The organism is Nitratiruptor sp. YY08-26, from assembly GCF_016593215.1.
Lineage (GTDB): Bacteria > Campylobacterota > Campylobacteria > Campylobacterales > Nitratiruptoraceae > Nitratiruptor > Nitratiruptor tergarcus.
In genome coordinates, this window is sequence record NZ_AP023063.1 from 1,672,964 (window position 1) to 1,696,829 (window position 23,866).

Genomic DNA, 23,866 nt, shown 5'->3' on the forward strand with positions numbered 1-23,866 from the left:
TATCCCTTAAATAAGATGAAACAACTCTTAATTATTACTTTTTGATAACTTTTTTATAAACAAGACTGCTTCAAATGCATCTTTCTTGAGCCAATGAGCACAGCGTTGCAGCTCCTCTTTGTTTCCATATCCGCATAATACTCCAACACCTCGCACCTCGGCTGCTTTGGCAGCTTCCATATCAAGACATGTATCACCTATCATAAAAGTATACTCTTTATGGGCTTGCAATATATGCATAGCTTTCAAAAGAGGTTCAGGATGCGGTTTTGGATGTATCACATTTTCTCGCCTAATTACTACTTCAAAACAGTCCATTAATCCTAAATGTTGCAATAATTCAATGGAATAAACACCAGTTTTTGTAGTTACAACTGCAAGATTTGCAAATGGTACTGCCTCTTGCACTGCTTCTTTTGCACCAGGAAGGAGTGTTGTAAAATCTTTTGCTATCACTCTATAATGCTCTTTGTATGCATCTACAAATTTCTCTACATCCTCTTTGATTCCAAGATGGGTAAACATAAAATCAAGAGGATGGCCAATAAGAGATAAGATCTTCTCATGAGGAGGAGTCGATAAACCAAATTTATTAAATGCATAAGAAAAACCTCTTAAAATAGCAGGTGTAGAATCAATAATCGTACCATCTAAATCAAAAAGAATTGTATATTTTTTCATGGTTTAATCCAGTCTATTTCATTATGCATTATACCTATCAAAGAAGGCTCAATATTTTGGATCTTTTTATTGACAACTGTAATAGAGTTTGGAATATACAAAAAGATATAGGGAATATCAGCTACAATGAGGCGGAAAATCTTTTTATAAATTTGCGAGAGTTTTTGCAAATTTATTGTTATTTCTGCTTCTTTGATGAGCCTATCTACCTCTTCATTTTTATAGGAAATGAGATTAAAACCTCCAAGCTTTGCCTCTTTACTATGCCAAATGGAATATGCATCAGGAGTAAGCCCCAATGCCCATCCAAGTAAAATAGTCTCAAATTTGCGTGGAGTTACGATTGTATTCAAAAAGGCCTGCCACTCCATAGCTCTAATAGTTACTTTCACACCGATTTTAGCTAGTTGATACTGTATAATCTGTGCTGCATACATCCTGAGAGAGTTATTAGAGTTTGTAGCAATCTCAAATTCTAATGGATGCTTTGCATTATATCCAGCTTCTGCTAAAAGTTGCTTTGCTCTAATGCGATTAGGTTTGGGAGCTTTGACATCTGGATCGAAAGCAAACGTACCAGGCATAAAAGGGCCTGTACAGACTCTTGCATGAGAAAAGAACAAAATATTTATCATCTCTTCTCTATCTATTGCCAAATTAATTGCCTCTCGTACTCTCTTATCTTGAAATTTTTTATTTTTAAGATTAAATCCAAGATATGTATAACTATGGCTTGGTTGTTCATAAATTGCATAGTAGGAGCGAAAAGCCTCATCAATTTGGCGCTCTAACTGTAAAGGCGAAAGAGCACCAACATCAAGTTTTTTAGATTTTAACATCAAAAATTGCGTTGAAGGATCGGGTAAAAAATGGTACACAATTTTTTCAATGTGAGGAGCATGCTCAAAATAGTCACTATTTGCTTTAAGTACAATATCTTTTGAAACTTCAAAGCCTTGCAGTTTATAGGGACCTGTACCTATAGGATGCTGATTAAAACTACTTGTCATAAGATCTTTTTCATTTTGGAGAATATGTTTTGGTAATATTCCCATCATCCATGTTTGCAATGCTTTAAAATAAGGCTTTTTGTAATGGACTATGAGATGTAAATCATCAATAACTTCTACATTTTCGACATAGCGAAATTCACTTGCATAGGGAGTAAAGATTTTTGGAGAAATTGCCAATTTGTAAGTAAAAAGAACATCTTGTGCGCTAAAAGGTTTACCATCATGCCATTTTACACCTTTTCGCAGTGCAATCCATAATGTTTTTTTATCGAGAAATCTCCACTCTTGTGCCAAATCACCTACTATTTTTCCATCTTTATCATATTTAAATAGCCCATTAAAGATCCATCCAGCAATCTCAGCACTTGCACTGTCTGTTGCAAGAAGAGGATTTATTCTACTTGGGCTTGCACCAATGGAGAGGTGTAGTGTTGATGCCAACAGTGAAAAAGAAAAAAATAGAAGAAATACTGCTTTTCTCATTCCCAACACCCTCATTTTTTAACGATATCATAACACTATTTTGGTAAACTTTTATACTCAATAAGGAGCAGCTTTGCATATTTTACTCATTGAAGATGATCGTCTTTTAGCTGATAGTTTACGCGATTTTCTTATGAGCGAAGGTTTCCATGTGGATGTTGGCTACAGTGGTGAAGAGGCATTAGATAAAACTTTCCAAAAAAAGTATGATCTCTATCTTTTTGATATCAATCTCTCTGGAGAAAGTGGCCTACAAATCATAAAAGAACTCAAAGAAGCCGATGACGATACACCAGTTATATTTATTACTGCTCTAACAACTCTTGATACAATTGCACAAGCTTTTGAATTGGGAGCTATCGACTATATCAAAAAGCCTTTTCCTCCTGAAGAGCTTCTTATTCGCATCAAATCCAAATTCAAACAACCACAACAGCAAAATTTTCTTACTTATGAGAATCTCCAACTCGACCCTACTAATCACATTGTTAAAGTAGATGGGCATCCTGAAACAATCGGTGAAATTCAATTTAAAATTCTCCAGACCCTCATAGAAAACCGCAATGAAATTGTCCCTAAAGAGCGACTACTGTCTCATATGAACAATCCTTCAGATGTAGCCCTTCGTGTTACAATAAATAAACTCAAAAATAGATATAATCTCCCTATCAAGAATATTCGTTCAAAAGGCTACTTTCTTGAATAGAAGTGAAAAGGAGTCTTTACTTAAAAATTTTATTCTCTTCTTTTTACTCCTCGAAATTCTTCTCAGTATCATTTTTATTTTCTATTACAACGATAAAATACAAGATATCAAACAGCTTTTGCTCAAAAGAATGCAAGTTTGTAGCTATACATTGCAATGCAAAGATTTCCAGTACGATTTTCTAGCAAAGAAAAAAAGCCTTATGACAAACCGCCTCTACTCTACTCCAAAAGAACTCTATGCTCTTTATCCCATACCTAATTCAAAAAAATATCTCCTCAAAGTCTCCTATTCACATAAGAATTTCCAGAAAGAGATCGGAAAATTAAAGCAAAATATTATTTATTTGTTCATTTTTGCTTCACTTATTATTCTAGGAATTTCATTTTTACTGACACTCTACACATTACGCCCTATCCGTGAAGCTCTTCATATCAATCAAGAGTTTATTAAAGATATTCTTCATGATTTTAATACACCAATATCATCTATGCTTATTAATCTCAGTATGCTCAAAAGAGAGTGTAAAAGTCCTTTTATATCCCGCATTGAGCAAAGTTTAAATACAATAGTAGCACTTCAAGATAATCTCAAACTCTTTCTTAAAAACATCAAACCAGACAAAACAAAAGTTTCACTCAATACACTCCTCAAAGAGAGAGTAGAATATTTTCGATCTCTTTACCCAGATTTAACATTTTCACTCATTGCAAAAGATGATTTATCACTCATGACACAAAAAGAGTTGTTCATCCGCATTATAGACAATCTCCTCTCAAATGCTTGCAAATATAATAAAAAAGGCGGATTTGTAAAAATATATATAGAAAAAAATCGTATCATTATTGAAGATAATGGAAGAGGTATCAAAAATAGTCAAAAGGTTTTTGATAGATTTTACAAAGAGAGTGATAGAGGGATAGGAATAGGACTCAGCATCGTTAAAAAACTTTGTGAAGAACTCGATATTGATATTACACTACAAAGTAAACCTGGAGAGGGGACAAAAGTCTATCTCGATTTTACTCACACTTGATACCAAGAAGTCTGAGTTTTGGACACAGTGACTGTAGCTCTTTTTTAGCTTTTGGAGCACTAAGAAAATCTGAGCAATTTTCATCTTTTTTTTCGAGTTTTAAAGGATCTACATATATACCAAGCTCTTCTGATTCAATTGCAATTCCAGGAGAAACCCTATCCTTAATATTTTCTAGCTTTACACTAAGATTAAGTTCTTTGGCTTGCTCTAAAGGAACAGCTACATCAATACTCTTTATCAATTTTCCGTCATTATATATATCAAATTTTATTATATCACTACCATTAATATCATTTTTTTCGCCTACTACTTTTCCATTAATAAATACTATAGCACAATTATCTTGGAAGTAAAATCCCCTCATATCCAGTTTATTCCCAGCTTCAAATGAGATCTTTGCTGCGAAGAGTTCTAAAATTATGGTTACAAATAAAACTAACTTTTTCATATAGACATTATAGCACAAATAGAAGTATAAGCTTTAGCGCTTGACTGCCTCAAAGCTATTCCCATCAGCACTCCAGGCATAAATACCACCAGAAAGATGCATCGCGTTTTTATAACCCATTTGATTCGCCAAAAAATTACCCACTGTTGAAGTTCTACTTCCTGTACGACAAATAAGAACAAAAGGAGTATCTTTTGTTGGAACAAGTTTTTGAAACTCTTCCATAAATTTATCTATATCATAATTGCCATAATCATCAAAGAATGTTAGTAGATGTGAGCCTGGAACTACACCAGTTTGTTTCCATTCGTAGGGCGTACGGATATCAATGAGAACTGCACCCTGCTCTTTTTGCTCTTTGAGTTGAGCTGGTGTAAGATTTTTGAGCATGAAAATCCTTTTTTAAAGATTGCAAAAAATAAAAGAAGAGTCCGGCATAAAAGCCGGATAAAGAAGAAATTATCTTTTTGAAAACTGTGGAGAACGTCTTGCTTTGTGCTTTCCGTATTTTTTTCTTTCAACGACTCTTGCATCTCTTGTTAGGAGTCCATGAGGTTTTAGAACTGATCGTAAACTCTCATCCATTTCACAAAGAGCTTTTGAAATTCCATGTTTGAGTGCATCAGCCTGTGCTGCATAACCTCCACCTAAAGTCTTTGCTACTATATCTACACTCTCTTCCATCTTTGTGAGCGTCAAAGGAAGTTTTACACGAAGTTTTAATGCTTCATGTCCTCCTAGCCACTCATCAAGACTCATTCCATTAACAACTATTTTTCCGCTACCTTTACTTAACCAAACTTTTGCTGCTGCTGTTTTTCTTTTACCTGTTGCGTAAATTCTACTCATCTTAGTTTCCCTTTACTTGTGCTGTATGAGGATGTTCACTGCCTGGATATACTTTAAGTTTTTTAAGCATTTCACGGCCTAGTTTTGTTTTTGGCAGCATGCCGCGAGTAGCAAGTTTAAAAAGTTTTTCTGGATTTTTTTCTCTTAGTACAGCGAGTTTTTCACTTTTCACTCCACCAAAATATCCAGTATGTCTATGGTACTCTTTTGCTTCTTTATTACCAGTAACTTTAACTTTTGAAGCATTAATAACAACTACGTAATCACCGCAATCTACGTGTGGAGTATAGCTTGGCTTATGCTTTCCGCGAAGCAGTGTCGCAATTTCTGTAATCAATCGACCAAATGTCTTTCCTTCTGCATCAATCACATGCCATTTTCTCTCGACTTCATTCGGTTTGAGCATTTTTGTAAATTTCATCTTTTTCAACCCTTTAGCAGTTTTGATGAGTGAGATTGTACTTGCTTAATGCTTATATTTTGCTTAATTTTAGCTATTTTTAAGCTTTTTCATTTCACGAAGCGTGGAGAGCTTATATTTCTCATAAACTGTTAGATTATCTTCTTCGATTTTTAGTAGCACATTCCATCTTCCAGGCAGAGGAAGCTTCACTTGTACCGTATAAATACCATCCTTTACATCTGCATTTTTTTTGATATCATATTTGGAAGTATCTGGTCTTGTAAAAAGCACCATTGCTTTAGCATCACTTACAGGTTTTCCATCTTTAGTCAAAATTTTAAATTGAAATGTAGCATTTGGGTAATCAAGTTTTGTTGTTAGCGGTACAAGCTTATATTTTTTACTAAACTCTTTTTTCATTTTCATAATATTATAGATATTTTTATCTACCTGCTGATATTTCATCATATATGTATCATCTAATTCTACTGGGTTATCTATTGCGGTTTTAACCGTCCATACACCTAATCCAATTGCAAACAGTACAAGTCCTATTATAAAATGAGGCCAATAGTTTTTATTCATCCTTTTATATATCTCCTATAAATAAAATTCAAAACAATCAACGCCATTATAGAGTAAAAGAGAATACGCAACCAATAATAAATATTTCTATTCGTATTTCCTATAGCCTCTTTAAGATTAACATTTTTATGTTTTGCTATTTGCTCTGCTATTTCAGAATAACCATTTAAGATTGCTGCTTCTATAGCAGCATTTTGATTTTTAAAATGTGCAGTGAGTAGAGGAATAATACTTCCTTTCCATGGAAGAGGACTTAAAATCTCCTCTTTATCAAAGCTCTTTTGCAGATCTTGTGAGCTTATAATGTCAACCTTTTTATCTGATACACTCAAGGTAAGTAACACATAGGTTTTTGGCAGTTTTTTTGACAATTCTCTTTCAAAATCTACAATTTTTTTAGTAGGCATTTTTTTTACAACAGCTACATAAACGCCAACTCCAGTCTTTTGATAGAGCTCATTTCCTATTGCATTGATCTTCTCGATAGTCTTTTTAGGGAGAATATTTTCATTAAGAATGATAAAGTTTTCTGCAGCACCAAACAACAACGTACTTAAGAGGAAAAGGGCAAAAAAAGCCCTTTGAAAAAAACCTCGCAACGGCATCAACCTACATAAGCATGATGTGGAGTTGCAACTGCCCAAAGAGTAATAATTGCTGTACCGAGAAGCATCCATGCAATAATTGCTTCGAGTTTATCTACCATGATATCCTCCTACTTTTTAATATGTTTTTGATAAATATCCCAACGAGGGAAGACAAAGATCGTATCTCTATAGACCACAATCTTTTTCGGATCATCAACTGCATAAGCTTTGATCTTGATTGGTATTGGTGTATCTTTTTGGGTGTTTTTCACCAATACTTTATCTGTATAGAGTATGACAACTTTTTTTACTTTTTTACCAGGTATTACACTAAATGGTTTACTTGGTCTTGCAATCTTAATATCTTTATTGTTTACTACTTCAAAGTAGTATTTATGCTTTTTATTCTCTGTATTTTGGAAGAGGAATACGTATGTATTTTTTACTCTCCCATCTGGCTCTATTTTATAGAGCTGGCTTGTTCTATTGATATTGAGCAGCATATGCTCTTTTTTACTTCCCATCCAAAAGAGTGCTACAAATGCAATAGTGAGCATAACAATATATGCAATGATTCTAAAGCGAAAGACTCTTGTCTTCTCACCAGTCTCTAATGCATGGTAACTTGTCCAGCGCACCAAGCTCTCTTTTCCTAAAGCTCCCATCACTTTTGTACATGCATCTGCGCACTCTAAGCAGTTAATGCATTCTAGCTGCATCCCTTTACGTATATCGATATGGGTAGGACACACTTTTACGCACGATTCACACAAGGTACACTCAGCTTCCTCTTTTTGGGCTTTGAGCTCTTTTTTATTATGCACTATGAGGTTTCCATGCTCATCATAGATACGTCCACCTCTTTTATAGTCATAGACTGTTTGGAATGTATCTTCATCATAGAGCACCGACTGCACTCTTGCGTAAGGGCAGATATAGATACAGAAATTCTCTTTAATAAATACTACATCTGCGATTAAAAAGAGGGCAGTTCCAATCCAAAACCCCATCAAAATGGTATGGTTTGCTGGATCTTGAATATATTGGAAAAAGTCCTCTGGTGGTACGAAGTACCAGATGAAATCTGCTGCTGCGATGAAAGCTAGCACTGACCAGAGCAAGATTGCTATAAGCTTTTTCACCTTATTCTCTGGTTTACTCATATCTGGCTCAATTTGCTTATTACTAATTCTTTTTCTCAGATGCAGCAGTTTTGTCTCTATCAAGTCTCTATAAATCACACGAAAGATTGTCTGTGGACAGCTCCATCCACACCAGACACGCCCACCTAGAGTGGTAATAAAGAAGATCCCAAAAAAGAGAATCCACAGCAAAAACGGCATCAAGTAGAGCTCTTGCATATCAAAGCGCACGAAAAAGAGGTGCAGCTGTTTATGATCAAAGTTTAACAAAAAGAAGTGATTACCGTTTATACGTATCCACGGCAGCACCAAACTGATTACTGTTACGAGCCCAAATACTATATACCTCTTATATCTGTATGGTATCCAGTTCTTGAGGTACTCTTTGGCTCGGTTCGGTTTTGGTGCTGCCTGTGTCATTGTATCACTTCGTTACAAATTGATATTTATGAAGTTTATCACCACCAACAGGTGTACCATGCACAATTATATGCTTCTCGTTTTCAAGATCTGGACCAATTTTTTTGATACCTAGTGGATCTTTAACTTCATAGCTTTGCTGCGCCGTAGCACTTTGTGTTTTGATAGCAGCTGCCGAAAGAAATACCAAAATACTAAGCAATAGAGCTACCGCAATAAAATATCCTGTAAGGCCATGGAATGACCAAATACTTCTTCCTTCCATTTTACGCTCCTTCACTTAGTGAGCGGATATATGTTGCTACCGCTTTTTGTTGTACTGGAGTAAGTCTACCTTTGAATGATGGCATTTTTCCAATGATACCGTGTTTTCCATTTTCAAGTACTTTTGAAATGATAGTATCATCATACTCTCTCAAGTTTGGTGCCATACCGTTCATACCTTTACCATCAGGTCCATGGCAACTTGCACAGGCAGTTTGGAATAGTTCTGCACCTTTATCATTACCTTTGAAACCATTGGCAACATACTCTGCAACTGCTTCAGCATCGGCACCTGAAAGAAGTCCTGGAGGCATCATACCAAGTTGATACCCAAATTGTCCATTTGGATTTCCCAACGCTGCTGAACCTCTATTTATAACATCAAGCACCTCTTTTTTAAGTAGACGTCTAGTCAAGTCTTGTGCTTTTCCCTCGATTCCTGTTCCATCGATTCCATGACATGGTGAACATTGTACTAAGAAAACACCTTCACCCATACCAAGGAGATCCTCTTTTGTTGGATTTGCCCATTTGCTTTCAAACTTTGCTGCATGTGCTGCAACTTCTTCGTTATATTCGCCAATTTGAGAATAAGCATTGAGAGGATATCCAATAAACCAATACCAAACACCCCAAATTATTGTTCCTATAAAAGCTAGAGACCAGCCAATAGGAGAGTTGTTTTTATACTCACCTATGCCATCCCAGTTCTCTTCCTTGAGAACCCCTTCACTTTTACCCTCTTTCATCTGCTTGAAGTATTTTGCTGCAACACCTATTGTCAAAATCAAAATAGCGGCAGCACCAAGCAGAGCCAACTGGTTGACATTATCGCTTAACCAATTCATTTTGACTCCTTACTTTTTTCTTCTTCTAAAGGCTCTACTGGAGGAGATGAAAGCTCGTCATCGAGCGCCATCTTCCCATACTTTTCATAATTACGCTTACCTTTTTTCTCACTGCGATAGAGGTGCATAATGTAACCATACAGTATGAATGTGAGAATAATGATAAATACTATATACATTACTCCCTGTATGGTTTTTGCATCCATTATTGCAACCTGTTAAGATATGCTATGAGTGCCACAATTTCAGGAATTTTTCCCTGTTTTACCATATCTACAAGGTCTTGTCGCTTTGTTTCCTCAGCAACTTTGAGAGCATAGTCAAATGCTCTTTTTTTCGCCTCTTCAAAGCTTCCAAGAGGAACATCTACTTTGCCATCGCCGTCAATATCTTTATCATATGGCACATTGAATACTTTTTTTACAGTTAAAGCTTCTGCATAAGCAGTTTCAAGGTCAGTTACATTTGTAAACATATGTTTATATGCTGGCATGATAGATCCTGGAACTACGCTTGTTGGATCCCACATATGGTTTGCATGCCAGTCACTAGTACGATAGTTACCAACTCTATGAAGATCTGGTCCAGTTCTTTTAGAGCCCCAAAGGAATGGCCTATCATACGCATATTCACCATTGAGACTATACATACCATAGCGGTCAGTTTCACTCTTAAATGGTCTAATAAGCTGTGAATGACACGCATTACAACTATCTTTAATATATACCTGTCTACCAGCAAGCTCGAGTAAACTATAAGGTTTTGCCCCTACAACTGGTCGCGATTGCTGGGCGAAATCAGGAACGATTTCGATAAGCCCAGCAAAAGCAATGACTACAAACACACCGACTGCAAAGAAAAACGGGTTTCTTTCTAACCATCCAAACATATTTCGCCTCCTTATGCTGCCATCGGTGAAGCAAATTGAGGTTCTTTCTCAATCGCTTTTGCCGCTGTCATTGTTTTATAGAAATTATATGCCCACATAAATAGACCTATAAAATAGAACAGTCCTCCAATACCTCTAAGTGTATAGTATGGGTGAAGTACTGTAACAGTGTCAATAAATGAGTATGCAAGGTTTCCATATTGGTCAACTGCTCTCCACATCATACCTTGTGTAATACCAGCAATCCACATGCTTGAGAAATAAAGAACAATTCCTGTTGTCTGAAGCCAGAACTGCATTTCAAGAAGTTTTTTGCTGTAAATTTCTCGTTTATAAAATCTTGGAGCCATGTGCATAATAGCTGCAATGATCATAAATCCAACCCATCCAAGAGTACCGTCATGTACGTGTCCTGGAATCCAGTCTGTAAAGTGTGCAAGTGCATTGACTGATTTGATTGATTGAATTGGACCTTCAAGTGTACTAAGCATATAGAATGTTGATGCAAGAACCATAAATTTAATAAGTGGGTTCTCTTTCAATTGTCCCCATTCACCCTTCATTGTAAGAAGCATGTTGAGTGCACTACCCCAAGAAGGCAAAATAAGGATAACAGAAAAGATTGAACCCATAGTTTGCATCCAATCAGGTACTGTAGAGTAGATTAAGTGGTGACCACCAGCCCAAAGATATACAAACATCAATCCCCAGAAAGATAGAAGTGAAAGTTTATATGAATAAACTGGTTGTCCAGACTCTTTTGGCAAATAGTAATAGATCATTGCGATAATAGGAACTGTGAAAACAAATGCAACTGCATTGTGTCCAAACCACCACTGTACCATCGCATCATTTGTTCCTGCATACATACTGACTGAATGAAGCGGATCTCCCATACCAGTTATAAGGTAAGTTGGAACTTCCATGTTGTTGAAGAGATAGAGCATTGCAACACCAAGGAATGTAGCAATGTAATACCACATAGAAATATAGAGTGTTTTTTCTCTTCTAATACCTATAAGTCCAAAAATAGAGATACCCCAGAGCACCCAGATAACTACTACTAGAATATCAAGAGGCCATTCAAACTGCGCATACTCTTTTGAAGTTGTATATCGTACAAGCAAAGAGACAACTGCCAAGAGTGCAGTAATGAAGTAGAGCCAAAAATGTAGCTTCGCAATACCTTGCAAAAATTTACTCTCTGCAAGACTTACCTTTAAAACTCTTTGGCCTACGTAATACCATGTAGCCCAAATACCACTGAGCGTAAAACCATAAGCCACTACATTAGTGTGGATTGGTCGAAGTCTACTAAAGAGAGTATACTCTCCAGCAACATAGTTTAGCTCAGGAAAAGCTAATTCAAAGGCAATCCATACGCCTATACCCATCCCCAATATACCGAACAAAATGGCCAGATAACTAAACCATTTTGCAACGGTATAATCATACTCGATTGCAGGATTTTGCATCTAATACCTCCTATAGAATTTGTCACAAAATTGACATACCTTTACGGGAATAATTATAAGACAAAGAAGTTGTAATAAAGCTTAAACAGCACATAAATTTTTATTAGTTTACAATTTAAGATTAATTTAAGTTAATCTTGTATCCGAGGCCAGAATAGTTGACAATGAGTTCTTTAAAGAGTTTTTTGCGAAGTCTCTTGACAAGGGTTCTGAGAGCATTTTCACTAAATTCACCCTCTTCCCATACATGTGTTTCAATCTCTTGAAAGGAAACAATATGATCACGATTTTCTAGCAATAAATCTAAAAAAAGTTTCTCTTTTTTTGTTAATTTTATAACCTCATCTTCTTTTTTAACTTGTGCAGTTTGTGGATTATAAAGATATCCATTACCAAAATCTACAATATGCTCTTTTGCTAGCTTCTTACTAAAAATATCACATATTGCTTGCAAAAGTTTTTCCGGTGTAAATGGTTTGACAAGATATTTATTGACTCCAATATCGATTGCTTTAAACAGTCTCTCTTTTTCACTATAGGCTGTAAGAAGAATAACTACCACATCCTCATCAATCTCTTTAATTTTTTGTGCTAATGTAAGTCCATCCATTCCTTCCATTTCAATATCTGTCACAACACAATCGAAATGCTTTTGCTGAAACTTTCCTAAACCCTCTTTCCCATCTGCAGCAGTATCGAAACTGTGAAAATCTTCTTGTAATACCTCTTTCATCATCTGTCTTATTTGATTTTCATCTTCAATATATAAAACATCTAAATTTTTTAAAATTGATACACAATCCATTTTTACACCTTTAAAGGAAGTTTTATTATAAATTTGGCACCACTTTTGCCATTTTTCACCCCTAATTCTCCTCCCATACTCTCTTCTATTATCATTTTTGACATATAAAGCCCCAGTCCCGTACCCTTTTTATGCTGCTTGGTTGTAAAATATGGCTCAAAAATTTTTTCAATAATATTTGGAGGAATTCCACCTGCATTATCCTCTATATCGATTCTAAGATAATTTTTACACGATTTTATAGCTAATTTTATTATTTTCTCAGGAGGATTTACATCATTGAGAGCATCTTTGGCGTTACTAATGATATTGAGGATTACTTGTGAAAACTCATTTTTATACCCTTCAATCTCCATATCCTCTTCATATCGTAAGGTGACTGTAATTCCACTTTTTTTGAGCACCCCTTCCATAATCGCTATAGTATTATTTATCACTTCTGCTACATTAAAACGCTCTTTTTTCTTATCAGGACTAAAAAAATTTTGAAAATCGCTTATCGTTTGCGACATTTTCTCTAAAATTGCGGTACCTTTTTCATAAATCTCATCAATTCTTTCATCACTGCTGAGTTTTTTTATCTTATAGAGAAGTATTCCCAATTCCATCAAAGGCTGACGCCATTGATGAGCGATGTTGCCAAGCATTTCACCTAAAGATGCAAGGCGAGCTTGTTGAAACATCATTCTATCTTTTTCCCTATTTTTCGTCACTTCACGCTCTACTCTTTTTTCAAGAGTGAGGTTTAATTCTCGCAGCTGCTTTGTCTTTTCTTCAACCCTTTTTTCTAACTCTTTATTGAGTGTTTCTAACTCTTTCTCTTTTTTTTGCAGTTTTTCTTGCAGTTTAACACTGTTTGTGACATCGTAGCGAATTGCAACAAACTCTGTGATATCTCCATTCCAATCAAGAATTGGTATCACAGTAGTATTGACATAAAATGTTGTTCCATCTTTAGCTCTGTTTTTAACTGTACCTTTCCATATCTTTTTTGATAGTATCGTATCCCAAAAACGTTTGAAATTCTCTTTAGGAACATCTGGATGGCGGACAATATTGTGATTTTTTCCTAATAACTCCTCTTTCGTGTATCCAGAAATTTTACAAAACTCATCATTAACATATGTAATAATGCCGTTGATGTCTGTTTTAGAGACAATATTGCTACTATCAATCGCATTTTTATATTGATGAAGCATGAAAGTATTGTACTCTTTTACTTTTTGCATAAAGATCTTTGTCTCAAACTCTTGAAGGGTTTTTTTAAGCTGTTTAAAATCATAAGGCTTGAGAAAGTATCTATCAATTTGGGCATTTATTGCTTCATAAAGGAGTTCTTCATCTTTTGGACCAATAAATATTACAGGGACTGTAGGGGCTTGTTTCTTAAGCTCTTTACAAAACTCTAAAGAGTCCGCAAGATCGCATACAATGATATCTGCAGGATTGGAGTGAAACTGCTTTTTAGCTTCTTCTTCGCTCTTTGCTACTGTTAAATCGTTGACATATTTTTGCAAAAGAGTCTGTAACTCTTCATTATTTGAAACAAGTAATATCCTAATTTGTTTAATTGGTTCTTTCATACTACTAATTGTACAAAAATTTTAGTGGCAGGTATGAATCGAAGCATTGGGATCAGTAATAAACCAGTATCCTTTATAGAGAAGATATATTCCATAAACAGCAATAATTAAAGAGGCAAGCTTTAGCATTAAAAGCCGGAAACTTGAACTTTTTAAAAACCCCGCAACAGTACCCAAGCCAAACATCACAGGAACGGTAGAAAGTCCAAAGATAAGCATTGCAACCGCTCCCCAAAAAGGACTTCCAGTTGCAGCTGCGGATGCAGCAAAGAAGTAGACGAGACCACAAGGCAAAAAGCCATTGAGCATTCCTAATAAAAAAAAGCTCCATAAACTTTTTGAATGAATCAGTTTTGAAAATATTGTCCGAAAAAATGAGTACTGCGTAAGGCTCGCTTCAATGGAAGTAAGAAAACGTAAATTCCCTGAAAGCGACAATCCCATAAGAACCATAAAAATCCCAACTATTATATAGAGGGATCCATGAAGTGTTTTTGAAATGAGCATAATGGAGCCTAAATATCCAAAAAAGGCTCCAATGATTGCATAAGAGGTAATTCTTCCAATATTATAAGCAAGATGCGCCACCCCACCCCAGAGTTTCCCTTTAGCAGGATCGACTTTTGCAGTGGTATAAGCAATAACAAACCCTCCACACATACCTACGCAATGTCCTAAACTACCTAAAAAAGCAACACTTATGATACTTAAAAAATCTATTGTATTTATAGCAGCTCCTTAAAATCTCATGGTAAGATTTGCATAAATAAATCTTCCAGGCTCATTAATAAGAACAGGATTTCTCCCTCCAATCAAAGAGCGCCCAATATATGTATTATTGACTGCATATGTTTTATCAAAGATATTATCTATACCCACATTGAGTGATATTGTATCACTTAAATCTTTAGAAGCCTTTACATTCATTACACCCCATCCACCGATTGCTCTTTCTCCATTATCACTATCATAATCTTTCCAGCCTGCACTTGCAAGCTCTTCTACCATTACGTAATACTCTCCATCATCATAACTCAATGCAACTCTCGCATGTAGTGGCGGAATTTGTGCTAGATCATCATCTGTTTGTCCAGCTATAGTATCATCCTTTTTACCTTTTTGATAACTGATAGCTCCTTCAATCATCATATAATCTCCCAAAGAGCGGCGTAATGAGAGTGAACCTCCATAAAGATGTGCATCTATATTTGTCCAAGTGAGGTAATATTTTTTTGGATCTTTATTGCCTCTATTGGTTCTATATCCATAAATATAGTCTTTGAGATCGCTATAAAATATAGAGGCTTCAAGCTCTGTGTCAAAAAGTATAGTTTTGAGTCCAATATCTAACTCTCTATTTTTTGTCTCTTGGAGATTTGGATTTCCTTTGCGACTCCAGTTACCCATCATAAAACCAATAAAATAGAGCTCTTGCGCATCTGGAACTCTTATTCCCTGTCCTAGTGCAACATATACTGAGCTACTCTCATCAAGCTTATAATCGAGTTTGAGATTAGCGCTTATATCGTTGTAACTGCGAGATGTATGTCCTTTGTAGTAGTTTTGGATAGGTGCAATATTTGCAATTGTAGGATGATTGAGATTGTTTGCATCAATATCAGTGCTATCAAAACGGGCTCCAGCACCTACAGTTAATTTATCGAAAGTTTTTGAAGCCTTGACAAAGAGCGCTCTATTTTTTGTATCTACATCTGGAATGCGTACTTGTCTTGGTTTTTTAGAAGGTTCACTCAGACAAATTCCATTCCAGTTACGCAGACTCCCATCCACTCCCACTTGCCACAATATATCTGCTACCAAAAAACTATTTTTGATTTTGAGCCCTTCAATACGACTTTTGACATGGTGCGTACGATACATTTTTCCACCCATCATTACAGCAGCGTTGCGAAACTCTGTTCCCATATCATGCGTTACGGTAGAGTAGTAGCCTTGTACAAGAAGCTCTTTTGAAAAATCCCCTAAATTTTTGATTATATAACTTCCATTAAGCATGAGAGTTTTATCCAACTGTGCATCCATCTGAAAAGCAGGATAGAGTACATCAGTAGCTTTATCACTATATAAAGAGAGTTTGATGCGCTGATTATCATCTATATCATATATCGCTTTTGTCTGTATTGTGGCTCTTGTGTATGCATCGATATTTTTATATTTTTCTTGATATGCATTTGGATCACTCTTGCCAAGACGATCCCAGTTTTGCTCCACTAAAGTTTTACCACTTCCATCTTCATACTGCTCGCTATTTTCACGGCTCACACCAAAAGAGAATTTAAGTTTCTCATCTCCCCCTTCAACTTTTGCATCAAATTTGTTGTAACCAAAGCTCCCAATGGTAATAGCACCTTCGCCATTAAAACCTTCTTGCGGATCAGCAGTTAAGACATTTACTCTTCCACCCATACTGCCAAAATTTTCCACATCAAAAGGGCCTTCAGCAACTTCTACTTTTTGTATATCGGCAATGGAAATATGCATGGCTGGTGGATCCATACGGTTTGGACACGCCCCATATATTTTAGCTCCATCTATGAGCACATTAATATCATCCCGTTTAAAGCCTCGTAACACGATATCATTTCCAATAGCACTTGCACGCACCATATTGATTTCAGGAACATAGCTGCTTAAAATCTCAGCTAAATCTTGCTGCCTTGTGAATTTTACTTCATCAGCTTGTACATCTGTTTGAGCCTGTAAAGCACTCTGCTCTACAACCACTTTTTCCACACTAATATCTGCAAAGAGGGTCATCGAGAGTGTGATAGAAAGCAAAAGAGTCTTTTTCATAATTGCCACCTTGGAAGTTGTTTTCCAAAATTATTACAAAGGAGTGTTAAGTAGAAATTAAATTGGTAGTCATTCCGGCACTAGGTGCCGAAATGCAAAGGAGTAAGAATGAATTCACATACTTAGTCTACACCATAATTGTAAATAATATGTTAATAGTTATAAACTATTAAAAATAATATAAATATTGGAGTTCTATGCTTCTCTTTTGCATTTAATAATTTCAATATTTTTAATCGATTCTAACCTTCCTAGAAGCCTCTCTAACTCTTGTATATTTTTTTGACACTCCTCTTCTAGTTTAGCCTTTTTCTCTTTAACCACCTCTATCTGCTTTTCAAGCTCTTCCATCGGCAGACGACAATCCTTTGCTAACTCCTCCTCTTTTTGCAAAACCCACTCTGTCATTTTTTTAAGAAAATCTAGCATCTACGTTCCTTTTGTTGAAGTATAAGTTTTTTAAATTCGCCAAAGACATATGCACTCTCATGAGGCCCAGGACTTGCTTCTGGGTGGTGCTGTACACTAAAAATTGGTGCATCATTGTAGCGCACTCCCTCAATCGTATCATCAAAAAGGTTGCGATGTGTTACTGTAGCTATCTTTTCCAAAGCTGTTGGAACATTGTAATTATGGTTCTGCGCTGTAATTTCTATCTTTTTGGTTGCTTCATTACGCACAGGATGGTTGCCGCCATGGTGACCAAATTTAAGTTTATATGTAGGATAGCCATGCGCAATAGAGAGGAGCTGATGCCCTAAACAAATTCCAAACATCGGAATTTTTGCTTCGATAAGTTTTTGGATCTTGGCATGCACATCTTTAAGTATAAGTGGATCTCCAGGGCCATTAGAGAGAAAGACTCCATCAATTTTTCCCTCTTTAAAATCTGTAATTACATCTTCCACAGGATATGTGTGGGGAATTACCTCTACGCTTAGTCCAGCTTCAGTAAGATTATTGAGAATATTGCGTTTAACACCAAAATCATATACATAAATTTTTGCTTCTGGCTCAGGCGGATTTTTATAACAAAACGCTCTTGCATCATAAGTAGCTGTTGTATGCGGATAGGGCTTTTTTGTTGAAACAGCTTTAATATAGTCTATCTCTTCAATACGTGGAGCAGCAGCAAGGAGTTTCTTTAACTCCTCTTTATCTGCAATTTCTGTACTTGCAATCATCATACAAGCACCCTGTTCTCGTACAGTTTTTGTCAAAAATCTCGTATCAATATCACATATTCCCATTACATCATATTTTTTCAAAAGTGCTGCGAGACTCTCTTGGGCTCTAAAATTGGAGTATCGCTCTTGATAGTTTCTGACAATTACTCCTTTTGCCCACGCAGCCTTGCTTTCATAATCCTCATCATTAACGCCAACATTACCTATTTCTGGCATAGTAAAGGTAACAAACTGCCCTGCATAACTTGGATCTGTAACAATCTCTTGATACCCTGTCATAGAGGTATTAAAAACAATCTCTCCCGTTTTTGTCCCTTCTGCACCAAAACTCTTTCCTTCTAAAAATATACCATGCTCAAGATAGATCCAGACCTTTTTCATTGTAGCATTCCTCTTCGTCGCAATTCATCTTCAAACATTCTTTGAAAGACAAGTTCGAACTCTTCTGTGCCAGGGATGAGCTTTTTTTTATAGTGACTTATCTTTTCCAATACAACATCTTCTATCTCATCATAGCTTTTAATATAGTTCATAATTGCATCAAATATTACATTTTTTACTTTATTATCTGGAACATCATATAAAATGAGATCCTCTTCATAGAGTCTTTTCAAGATTTTATGCGCCATATCGTTATATTTGTCTTCAAAATCCAAAATAACTCCATATTCAGGTGCCAAACGTTTTTTAATCAATTTAAACAGCTCTCTTGTATCTGCAAGATTAAACTCAATCTCCTCTTCATTCTCTTCTATAATCTCTCGCACATGCTCATCTAACGCAGCCTCTTTTTTCAACTCCTCTTCAAGTACCTCTTGGGCAGCTTTTGCTACAGGCTCAATACCGCTGGTGAGTTTTACAAAAGGAGCATTGAAGAGATCTATTGCTATTTTATTTGCCACATAAGGCGCATGTGGAAGTCTTAGTCTCATACATTCTCCTATTTTCTTATTATTGTATCGGCTCTATCTGGACTTGTGGAGATAAGTGTGATTTTTGTCTCAACAAGTTCCTCAATCGCTTCTATATAGAGTTTCGCTTCTACAGGAAGCTGATCCCAGCTACGCACTCCTACCACACTCTCCCAGCCATCAAATTCTACATAAACTGGTTTAACATTTTCGAGATCGCTTGGCACATATTCAATCTTTTCACCCTCATACTCATAGGCACTAGCAACTTTAATCTTTTCAAATCCGTCAAGTACATCGAGCTTCATAATAGCAAGTTCATCACAACCATTGAGCCTGCATGCATATTTGGCAGCAACTGCATCAAACCATCCACATCTTCTTGGTCTTCCTGTAGTAGTACCAAACTCATGCCCCTGTTGGCGCAGCTTCTCACCATCTTCTCCAAAATCCTCTGTTGGAAAAGGACCATTTCCTACTCGTGTGCAGTAAGCTTTCGCAATACCTATAACTCTATCAATATCTTTTGGCGCTAGTCCTAGACCTGTACACGCACCCGCTGCGATAGTATTCGAGCTTGTTACAAAGGGGTATGTACCATGATCGATATCAAGCATTGTCCCTTGTGCGCCTTCAAGCAAAATCTTTGCTTCTCCTACCTCTATGAGATCCCACAAATAGTTTGTCACATCCACCACATAAGGCATGAGCGCTTCTTGGTAACGTTTTAGCTCATCTAATAGCTGCTCTTTTTTTGGCACTACTACACCAAGAGCTTGAAAGTAGGCGCTATTTGCAGCAAAATACTCCATAATCTTATCTGCTAACTTTGCTACATCTTTGAGCTCACCTACCCTATGCCCCTGTCTTGCAACTTTATCGCTGTATGCTGGACCAATACCCCGACCAGTTGTTCCTATCGCATTTTTACCACGCAGCTTCTCTTTGGCTTTATCTATTTCTTCATGGTATTTAAAAATAAGGTGCGCTTTATCACTGATAAGAAGTCTTCCATCAAGATCACTAAACTGCTCCATCTCTTTAAGCAGCGCTTCAGGGCTTACTACTACACCATTTCCAATAATATTTGTTGCCTTTGGATTGAGTATCCCAGAAGGAATGAGGTGTAAAGCGATCTTTTTTCCATCCACAACGATCGTATGCCCTGCATTATGTCCGCCTTGATAGCGACACACCACATTATACTCTTGTGCTAAGAGATCAACTATCTTTCCTTTTCCTTCATCTCCCCACTGAATCCCAACTATCAAATCAGCTGCCATTTACTACCTTTTTTCCAAAATCTCAATTATATTATCTGTATAGAGTGCAAAACCGCTTGCTTCAAGATCCCCACTCACATAATCCCCACCCATTGCTACTGTTTTATTTCCTTCAAAGAAGCGAAAAAAGAGATCTTTATAGTAGCGCATATTTGCATAGTAAAGGGGAGCTATAATAACATTGTCATAGAGTATAGAAGATACTAGCTCTTTAATTTTCAAAAGCTCTTTTTCAATAACCTCCGGTACTAGTCCAAGTATTTCATCTATATCTTCTGGCTTGGAGATATAAATAAGCTTTTCCATCCAACTATGCTCAGTCTCTAGCAATCTATCCATATCGCTCGATTTGAGTATATCCAATGAGATCCCATAGTTTTGCGCTAAAATCTGTGGAATAGCGATATTTGATATCTGCAAACGTGGCCAAACATTGCAAGCTTGAAGAATAGCTATAACTATCCTCATTGCCTCTGCACTATCTTGCTCTTGTAAAATCTCAGCACCTATTTGAAAATACTCATAGGTGGGATAGCGAAAAACAGGTTGGATATAAAACCATCTGTTATGCTCAGTGCTGCGCCCAAGTCTTTTTGTAATAAGTCTTACAACATCAATTGTGCTGTCTGCTCGCAGTGTGAGTTTTCGATTTTTTTGATCATTAACGCGAATAAGCTCTCTCTCATTTTCGATATATTCATGCTGATGATAGGAAAAAAGTGGAGTAATGATCTCTTCAAATCCACTTTTATAGAGAATTTCACTCGCTTTTTGCTCAATTTCTCGTTTAAGTTTCGCACTCTTTCCAAAATAGAGCCGCGCTCCTTTTGGGATCTCGTGTTGGTATATCATCTATTCCTCGCTAAAATAGATCTCATTGAAAATCTTATTGGCAACACCTCGATACTCGATTCTACCAAGATCCGCCATTGCCTTTTCTACTGCATTGACTACCCAAGCTGCCTCATTTGGCTCAATAAGTCCCATATGGTTAATGCGAAAGAGTTTGCCTTTGAGTTCCTCTTGACCTCCAGCCACATTGACACCATAACGATTTTTGAGAAGCTTACGAATATCTTCAGCCTGCTCATCATAAATTGCTGTCATAGCATTTGCCGGTTTTTGTGGATAGATAGCAAGCCCCAAAGCCTCTAGTGCAACTCTAGTAGCAGTCGCTCTTCTGTCTGTATGATCGTATACTTCATCTAACCCTATCTCTTTGAGTAAAATATGCAATATTTCTCTTAGGCCAATTACAAGAGTGGTCGCAGCTGTATATGCTGTGGTTCCCTCTCTTTGTTTTTTCAGCTCACTTGCTAAATTAAAATAAAAACCTGCACCCTTTCCTATTTTCCCTAAAGCATGGAGGCTCAATCCAATCATTGCAAGTCCTGGTGGCAACATCAACGCTTTTTGCGAGCCAGTAATAAGTGCATCAATATTGGTCGTATCGATAGGCTCTACACCTACTGCAGTAATACCATCTGCAATAATACTTACATCAGGATTATGCGCTTTAATTGCAGCCGCAATCTCCTCTACAGGATGGCGTAAACCCCCACTACTTTCACATATTTGAATACAAAAAGCATCAATATCGGGATGCTCTTTGAGAGCTTGCACTACATCATCAATTTTTGCAGCAGTGTCCCATGGATATGTAAGTTCTACTACCTCTTTACCAAATGCTTCGGCAATTTTAACAAACCTCTCACCAAATTTACCTGCATTAACTACGAGCGCTTTTTTGTGACACAGATTCGTAACGCACGCTTCCATTGCGCCAGTTCCTGTGGAAGCTAGCATCACTGCATCTTGCATTTTTAAAAGATCGAGCAGTAACTCTCGCGTCTCTTTGAAAATCTTGGTAAATTCAGGAGTTCTATGATGAATAGTAGGAAGTGCCATAACTTGACGAATACGTTCTGGTACAGGAGTAGGACCTGGAGTAAAAAGCAGCATAATTCCTTCCTTTTGCCATATAGTAAAGATAGTATAACAAAAGAAGGATTAAAAGCACCTAACTCTGTGCTAGAATATAAGAGAGTAAACTATGAGAGTCCAGTAAGCAAAGAGGCTCACTGGCTTGGGCATGAACCCCATACTGGCTGGAGATCATCTCTGCCTTCAAATGCTGCACCAGTATCAAAATTCCTAGGTTTTTGCGGGATTTTACTCACGCACCAGTTATGGATATTTTGGTTGAAGCTTTCAGCATAGAAAAACATATAATCCATATTTGCCACATTAGATGTATCCCAATCTCCTATTGGCTGATTGAAGCTTGAAGCTCTGAAAAACATATAACTCATATCCTTAACATTGGATGTGTCCCAGTTGCCTATTGATTGATTGAAGTTTTCAGCACAATAAAACATATTACGCATATTTGTCACATTAGATGTATCCCAATCTCCTACTGGCTGATTAAATTTCACAGCATAGTAAAACATACTATTCATATTTGTCACATTTGATGTATTCCAATCCCCTATTGGTTGATTGAATTTCACAGCATTGGAAAACATATTAGACATTTTTATTACATTGGATGTGTCCCAGTTGCCTATTGGTTGATTGAATTTCGAAGCATAGTAAAATATCCCATTCATATCCGTCACATTAGATGTATTCCAATCTCCAATTGGCTGGTTGAAACTTGTAGCATATTCAAACATACCTGCCATATTTGTCACATTGGATGTATCCCAATTTCCGATTGGCTGATTGAAGCTCACGGCATTATAAAACATACTATCCATATTAGTCACATTGGATATATCCCAATTGCCTATTGGCTGATTAAATTCCACAGCATTATAAAACATCAAACGCATATCCGTCACATTTGACGTATCCCATTTGCCTATTGGTTGATTGAAATTCACAGCATCACGGAAAAGATCACTCATATCTGTTACTTTGGATGTACAGATATGCTCATAATCATCATGATTGGGATCCATGTTTCTAAGCATTGTATTATCTACTACTTTATATGTGACACCATTGATTTTAAATGTATCTCCTGGAGAGAGTTGAGTACATTTAATTGTCTTTATAGTTGCAAGATTGACATTTACCTCTTGATTTGGAGTAGTTATCTCCAAGATAGTTTGTGGCTGGGTAGAGCTTAGATGAAGTGTATGATCGCTTACAGATGCTTTAAAAGATGCAGAGAGGCTTGTCCATTTAAAGTGACCGTTTGGTTTGAGCCCTTCTAATTTGTAGACACCTTCAGAACCTCTTGGATTATATATCCAATCAAATGCACCTTCACCATAATGTACGAAGTAACCATTTATTGGATAGTTAGCTTTTTTACCTACTTGACCCACTACATCTTCACTGGAAGCACCGAAGAGAATGGAAGCCAGGAGAAGGGAAGAAAGTGCAAGGCGTTTCATGGTGTATCCTTTTTGTGTGAAAAATGATCAAAAAAGCTCCAGCA

27 protein-coding genes are annotated in these 23,866 nt (G+C 36.5%); 2 read left to right on the top strand and 25 right to left on the bottom strand.

All coding sequences use genetic code 11. The annotated features are described in order from the left end of the window. Positions 1-27: 27 nt before the first annotated feature. The gene (locus JG738_RS09005) at positions 28-681 is read right to left on the bottom strand and encodes an HAD family hydrolase (protein ID WP_201337576.1); all 654 of its coding nucleotides are present in this window, start codon (positions 679-681) and stop codon (positions 28-30) included. Continuing rightward, a complete protein-coding gene (locus JG738_RS09010; RefSeq protein ID WP_201337577.1) occupies positions 678-2,177 on the bottom strand; it encodes a peptide-binding protein in 1,500 nt (499 codons plus the stop codon). The genes JG738_RS09005 and JG738_RS09010 overlap by 4 nt, the downstream gene beginning before the upstream one ends. 73 nt (positions 2,178-2,250) lie before the next feature. Here JG738_RS09010 and JG738_RS09015 point away from each other — a divergent pair, with 73 nt between their 5' ends. Together JG738_RS09015 and JG738_RS09020 are read left to right on the top strand one after the other, a co-directional pair. Further along, positions 2,251-2,883 carry a response regulator transcription factor gene (locus JG738_RS09015; RefSeq protein ID WP_201337578.1) on the top strand — a complete coding sequence of 211 codons (633 nt, stop codon included), beginning with the start codon at positions 2,251-2,253 and terminating at the stop codon, positions 2,881-2,883. Continuing rightward, on the top strand, positions 2,876-3,919 hold the full coding sequence (locus JG738_RS09020) for a HAMP domain-containing sensor histidine kinase (RefSeq protein ID WP_201337579.1): 1,044 nt from the start codon (positions 2,876-2,878) through the stop codon (positions 3,917-3,919). The genes JG738_RS09015 and JG738_RS09020 overlap by 8 nt, the downstream gene beginning before the upstream one ends. Here JG738_RS09020 and JG738_RS09025 read toward each other — a convergent pair. From JG738_RS09025 to JG738_RS09135, 23 genes are all read right to left on the bottom strand, one after another. After that, positions 3,906-4,370, bottom strand: a complete 465-nt coding sequence (locus JG738_RS09025; RefSeq protein WP_201337580.1) for a hypothetical protein — start codon at positions 4,368-4,370, stop codon at positions 3,906-3,908. The two genes, JG738_RS09020 and JG738_RS09025, sit on opposite strands and share 14 nt — an antisense overlap. A 33-nt stretch (positions 4,371-4,403) precedes the next feature. Beyond that, on the bottom strand, positions 4,404-4,760 hold the full coding sequence (locus JG738_RS09030; protein ID WP_201337581.1) for a rhodanese-like domain-containing protein: 357 nt from the start codon (positions 4,758-4,760) through the stop codon (positions 4,404-4,406). Positions 4,761-4,829: 69 nt separating this feature from the next. Beyond that, a complete protein-coding gene (gene rpsI / locus JG738_RS09035) occupies positions 4,830-5,219 on the bottom strand; it encodes a 30S ribosomal protein S9 (protein WP_201337582.1) in 390 nt (129 codons plus the stop codon). Position 5,220: 1 nt separating this feature from the next. Beyond that, positions 5,221-5,640 carry a 50S ribosomal protein L13 gene (gene rplM / locus JG738_RS09040; RefSeq protein WP_084274735.1) on the bottom strand — a complete coding sequence of 140 codons (420 nt, stop codon included), beginning with the start codon at positions 5,638-5,640 and terminating at the stop codon, positions 5,221-5,223. 69 nt (positions 5,641-5,709) lie between these two features. Continuing rightward, positions 5,710-6,207 (bottom strand): FixH family protein, encoded by a 498-nt coding sequence (locus JG738_RS09045; RefSeq protein WP_201337583.1) that lies wholly within the window; start codon positions 6,205-6,207, stop codon positions 5,710-5,712. Further along, positions 6,204-6,752: a TPM domain-containing protein gene (locus JG738_RS09050; RefSeq protein ID WP_201337584.1), complete on the bottom strand. Its 549-nt coding sequence runs from the start codon at positions 6,750-6,752 to the stop codon at positions 6,204-6,206. The genes JG738_RS09045 and JG738_RS09050 overlap by 4 nt, the downstream gene beginning before the upstream one ends. Before the next feature lie 170 nt (positions 6,753-6,922). After that, entirely contained in the window at positions 6,923-8,356 is a 1,434-nt protein-coding gene (ccoG, locus tag JG738_RS09055; protein WP_201337585.1) for a cytochrome c oxidase accessory protein CcoG, read from the bottom strand. 4 nt (positions 8,357-8,360) lie between these two features. Then, positions 8,361-8,621, bottom strand: a complete 261-nt coding sequence (locus tag JG738_RS09060; RefSeq protein ID WP_201337586.1) for a DUF4006 family protein — start codon at positions 8,619-8,621, stop codon at positions 8,361-8,363. Between the two features lies 1 nt (position 8,622). Continuing rightward, positions 8,623-9,468 carry a c-type cytochrome gene (locus tag JG738_RS09065; protein WP_201337587.1) on the bottom strand — a complete coding sequence of 282 codons (846 nt, stop codon included), beginning with the start codon at positions 9,466-9,468 and terminating at the stop codon, positions 8,623-8,625. Then, the gene (locus JG738_RS09070; RefSeq protein ID WP_084274740.1) at positions 9,465-9,674 is read right to left on the bottom strand and encodes a cytochrome c oxidase, cbb3-type, CcoQ subunit; all 210 of its coding nucleotides are present in this window, start codon (positions 9,672-9,674) and stop codon (positions 9,465-9,467) included. The genes JG738_RS09065 and JG738_RS09070 overlap by 4 nt, the downstream gene beginning before the upstream one ends. Further along, a complete protein-coding gene (gene ccoO, locus JG738_RS09075; protein WP_084274741.1) occupies positions 9,674-10,357 on the bottom strand; it encodes a cytochrome-c oxidase, cbb3-type subunit II in 684 nt (227 codons plus the stop codon). Before ccoO ends, JG738_RS09070 begins: the two co-directional genes overlap by 1 nt. 11 nt (positions 10,358-10,368) lie before the next feature. After that, complete coding sequence (ccoN, locus tag JG738_RS09080) at positions 10,369-11,832, bottom strand: cytochrome-c oxidase, cbb3-type subunit I (protein ID WP_084274742.1); 1,464 nt, start codon at positions 11,830-11,832, stop codon at positions 10,369-10,371. Positions 11,833-11,953: 121 nt separating this feature from the next. After that, on the bottom strand, positions 11,954-12,637 hold the full coding sequence (locus JG738_RS09085; protein ID WP_201337588.1) for a response regulator transcription factor: 684 nt from the start codon (positions 12,635-12,637) through the stop codon (positions 11,954-11,956). Between the two features lie 2 nt (positions 12,638-12,639). Next, positions 12,640-14,220, bottom strand: coding sequence for a PAS domain S-box protein (locus JG738_RS09090; RefSeq protein WP_201337589.1), 1,581 nt, complete (start codon positions 14,218-14,220; stop codon positions 12,640-12,642). Between the two features lie 21 nt (positions 14,221-14,241). Beyond that, the gene (locus JG738_RS09095) at positions 14,242-14,949 is read right to left on the bottom strand and encodes a sulfite exporter TauE/SafE family protein (RefSeq protein ID WP_370583685.1); all 708 of its coding nucleotides are present in this window, start codon (positions 14,947-14,949) and stop codon (positions 14,242-14,244) included. 9 nt (positions 14,950-14,958) lie between these two features. Beyond that, positions 14,959-17,034 carry a TonB-dependent receptor gene (locus JG738_RS09100; protein ID WP_201337590.1) on the bottom strand — a complete coding sequence of 692 codons (2,076 nt, stop codon included), beginning with the start codon at positions 17,032-17,034 and terminating at the stop codon, positions 14,959-14,961. A 195-nt stretch (positions 17,035-17,229) separates the two neighbouring features. Continuing rightward, positions 17,230-17,463, bottom strand: a complete 234-nt coding sequence (locus tag JG738_RS09105; RefSeq protein ID WP_201337591.1) for a hypothetical protein — start codon at positions 17,461-17,463, stop codon at positions 17,230-17,232. Beyond that, positions 17,457-18,602 (bottom strand): glutamine-hydrolyzing carbamoyl-phosphate synthase small subunit, encoded by a 1,146-nt coding sequence (gene carA, locus JG738_RS09110; RefSeq protein WP_201337592.1) that lies wholly within the window; start codon positions 18,600-18,602, stop codon positions 17,457-17,459. The genes JG738_RS09105 and carA overlap by 7 nt, the downstream gene beginning before the upstream one ends. Further along, complete coding sequence (locus JG738_RS09115) at positions 18,599-19,153, bottom strand: DUF507 family protein (RefSeq protein ID WP_201337593.1); 555 nt, start codon at positions 19,151-19,153, stop codon at positions 18,599-18,601. The genes carA and JG738_RS09115 overlap by 4 nt, the downstream gene beginning before the upstream one ends. Before the next feature lie 8 nt (positions 19,154-19,161). Continuing rightward, complete coding sequence (locus tag JG738_RS09120; RefSeq protein ID WP_201337594.1) at positions 19,162-20,415, bottom strand: adenylosuccinate synthase; 1,254 nt, start codon at positions 20,413-20,415, stop codon at positions 19,162-19,164. Positions 20,416-20,418: 3 nt separating this feature from the next. Further along, positions 20,419-21,267, bottom strand: a complete 849-nt coding sequence (locus tag JG738_RS09125) for an ATP phosphoribosyltransferase regulatory subunit (protein ID WP_201337595.1) — start codon at positions 21,265-21,267, stop codon at positions 20,419-20,421. Then, the gene (locus JG738_RS09130; protein WP_201337596.1) at positions 21,268-22,377 is read right to left on the bottom strand and encodes an alanine--glyoxylate aminotransferase family protein; all 1,110 of its coding nucleotides are present in this window, start codon (positions 22,375-22,377) and stop codon (positions 21,268-21,270) included. A 116-nt stretch (positions 22,378-22,493) separates the two neighbouring features. Continuing rightward, positions 22,494-23,822 carry a BspA family leucine-rich repeat surface protein gene (locus JG738_RS09135; RefSeq protein WP_201337597.1) on the bottom strand — a complete coding sequence of 443 codons (1,329 nt, stop codon included), beginning with the start codon at positions 23,820-23,822 and terminating at the stop codon, positions 22,494-22,496. Positions 23,823-23,866 lie beyond the last annotated feature (44 nt).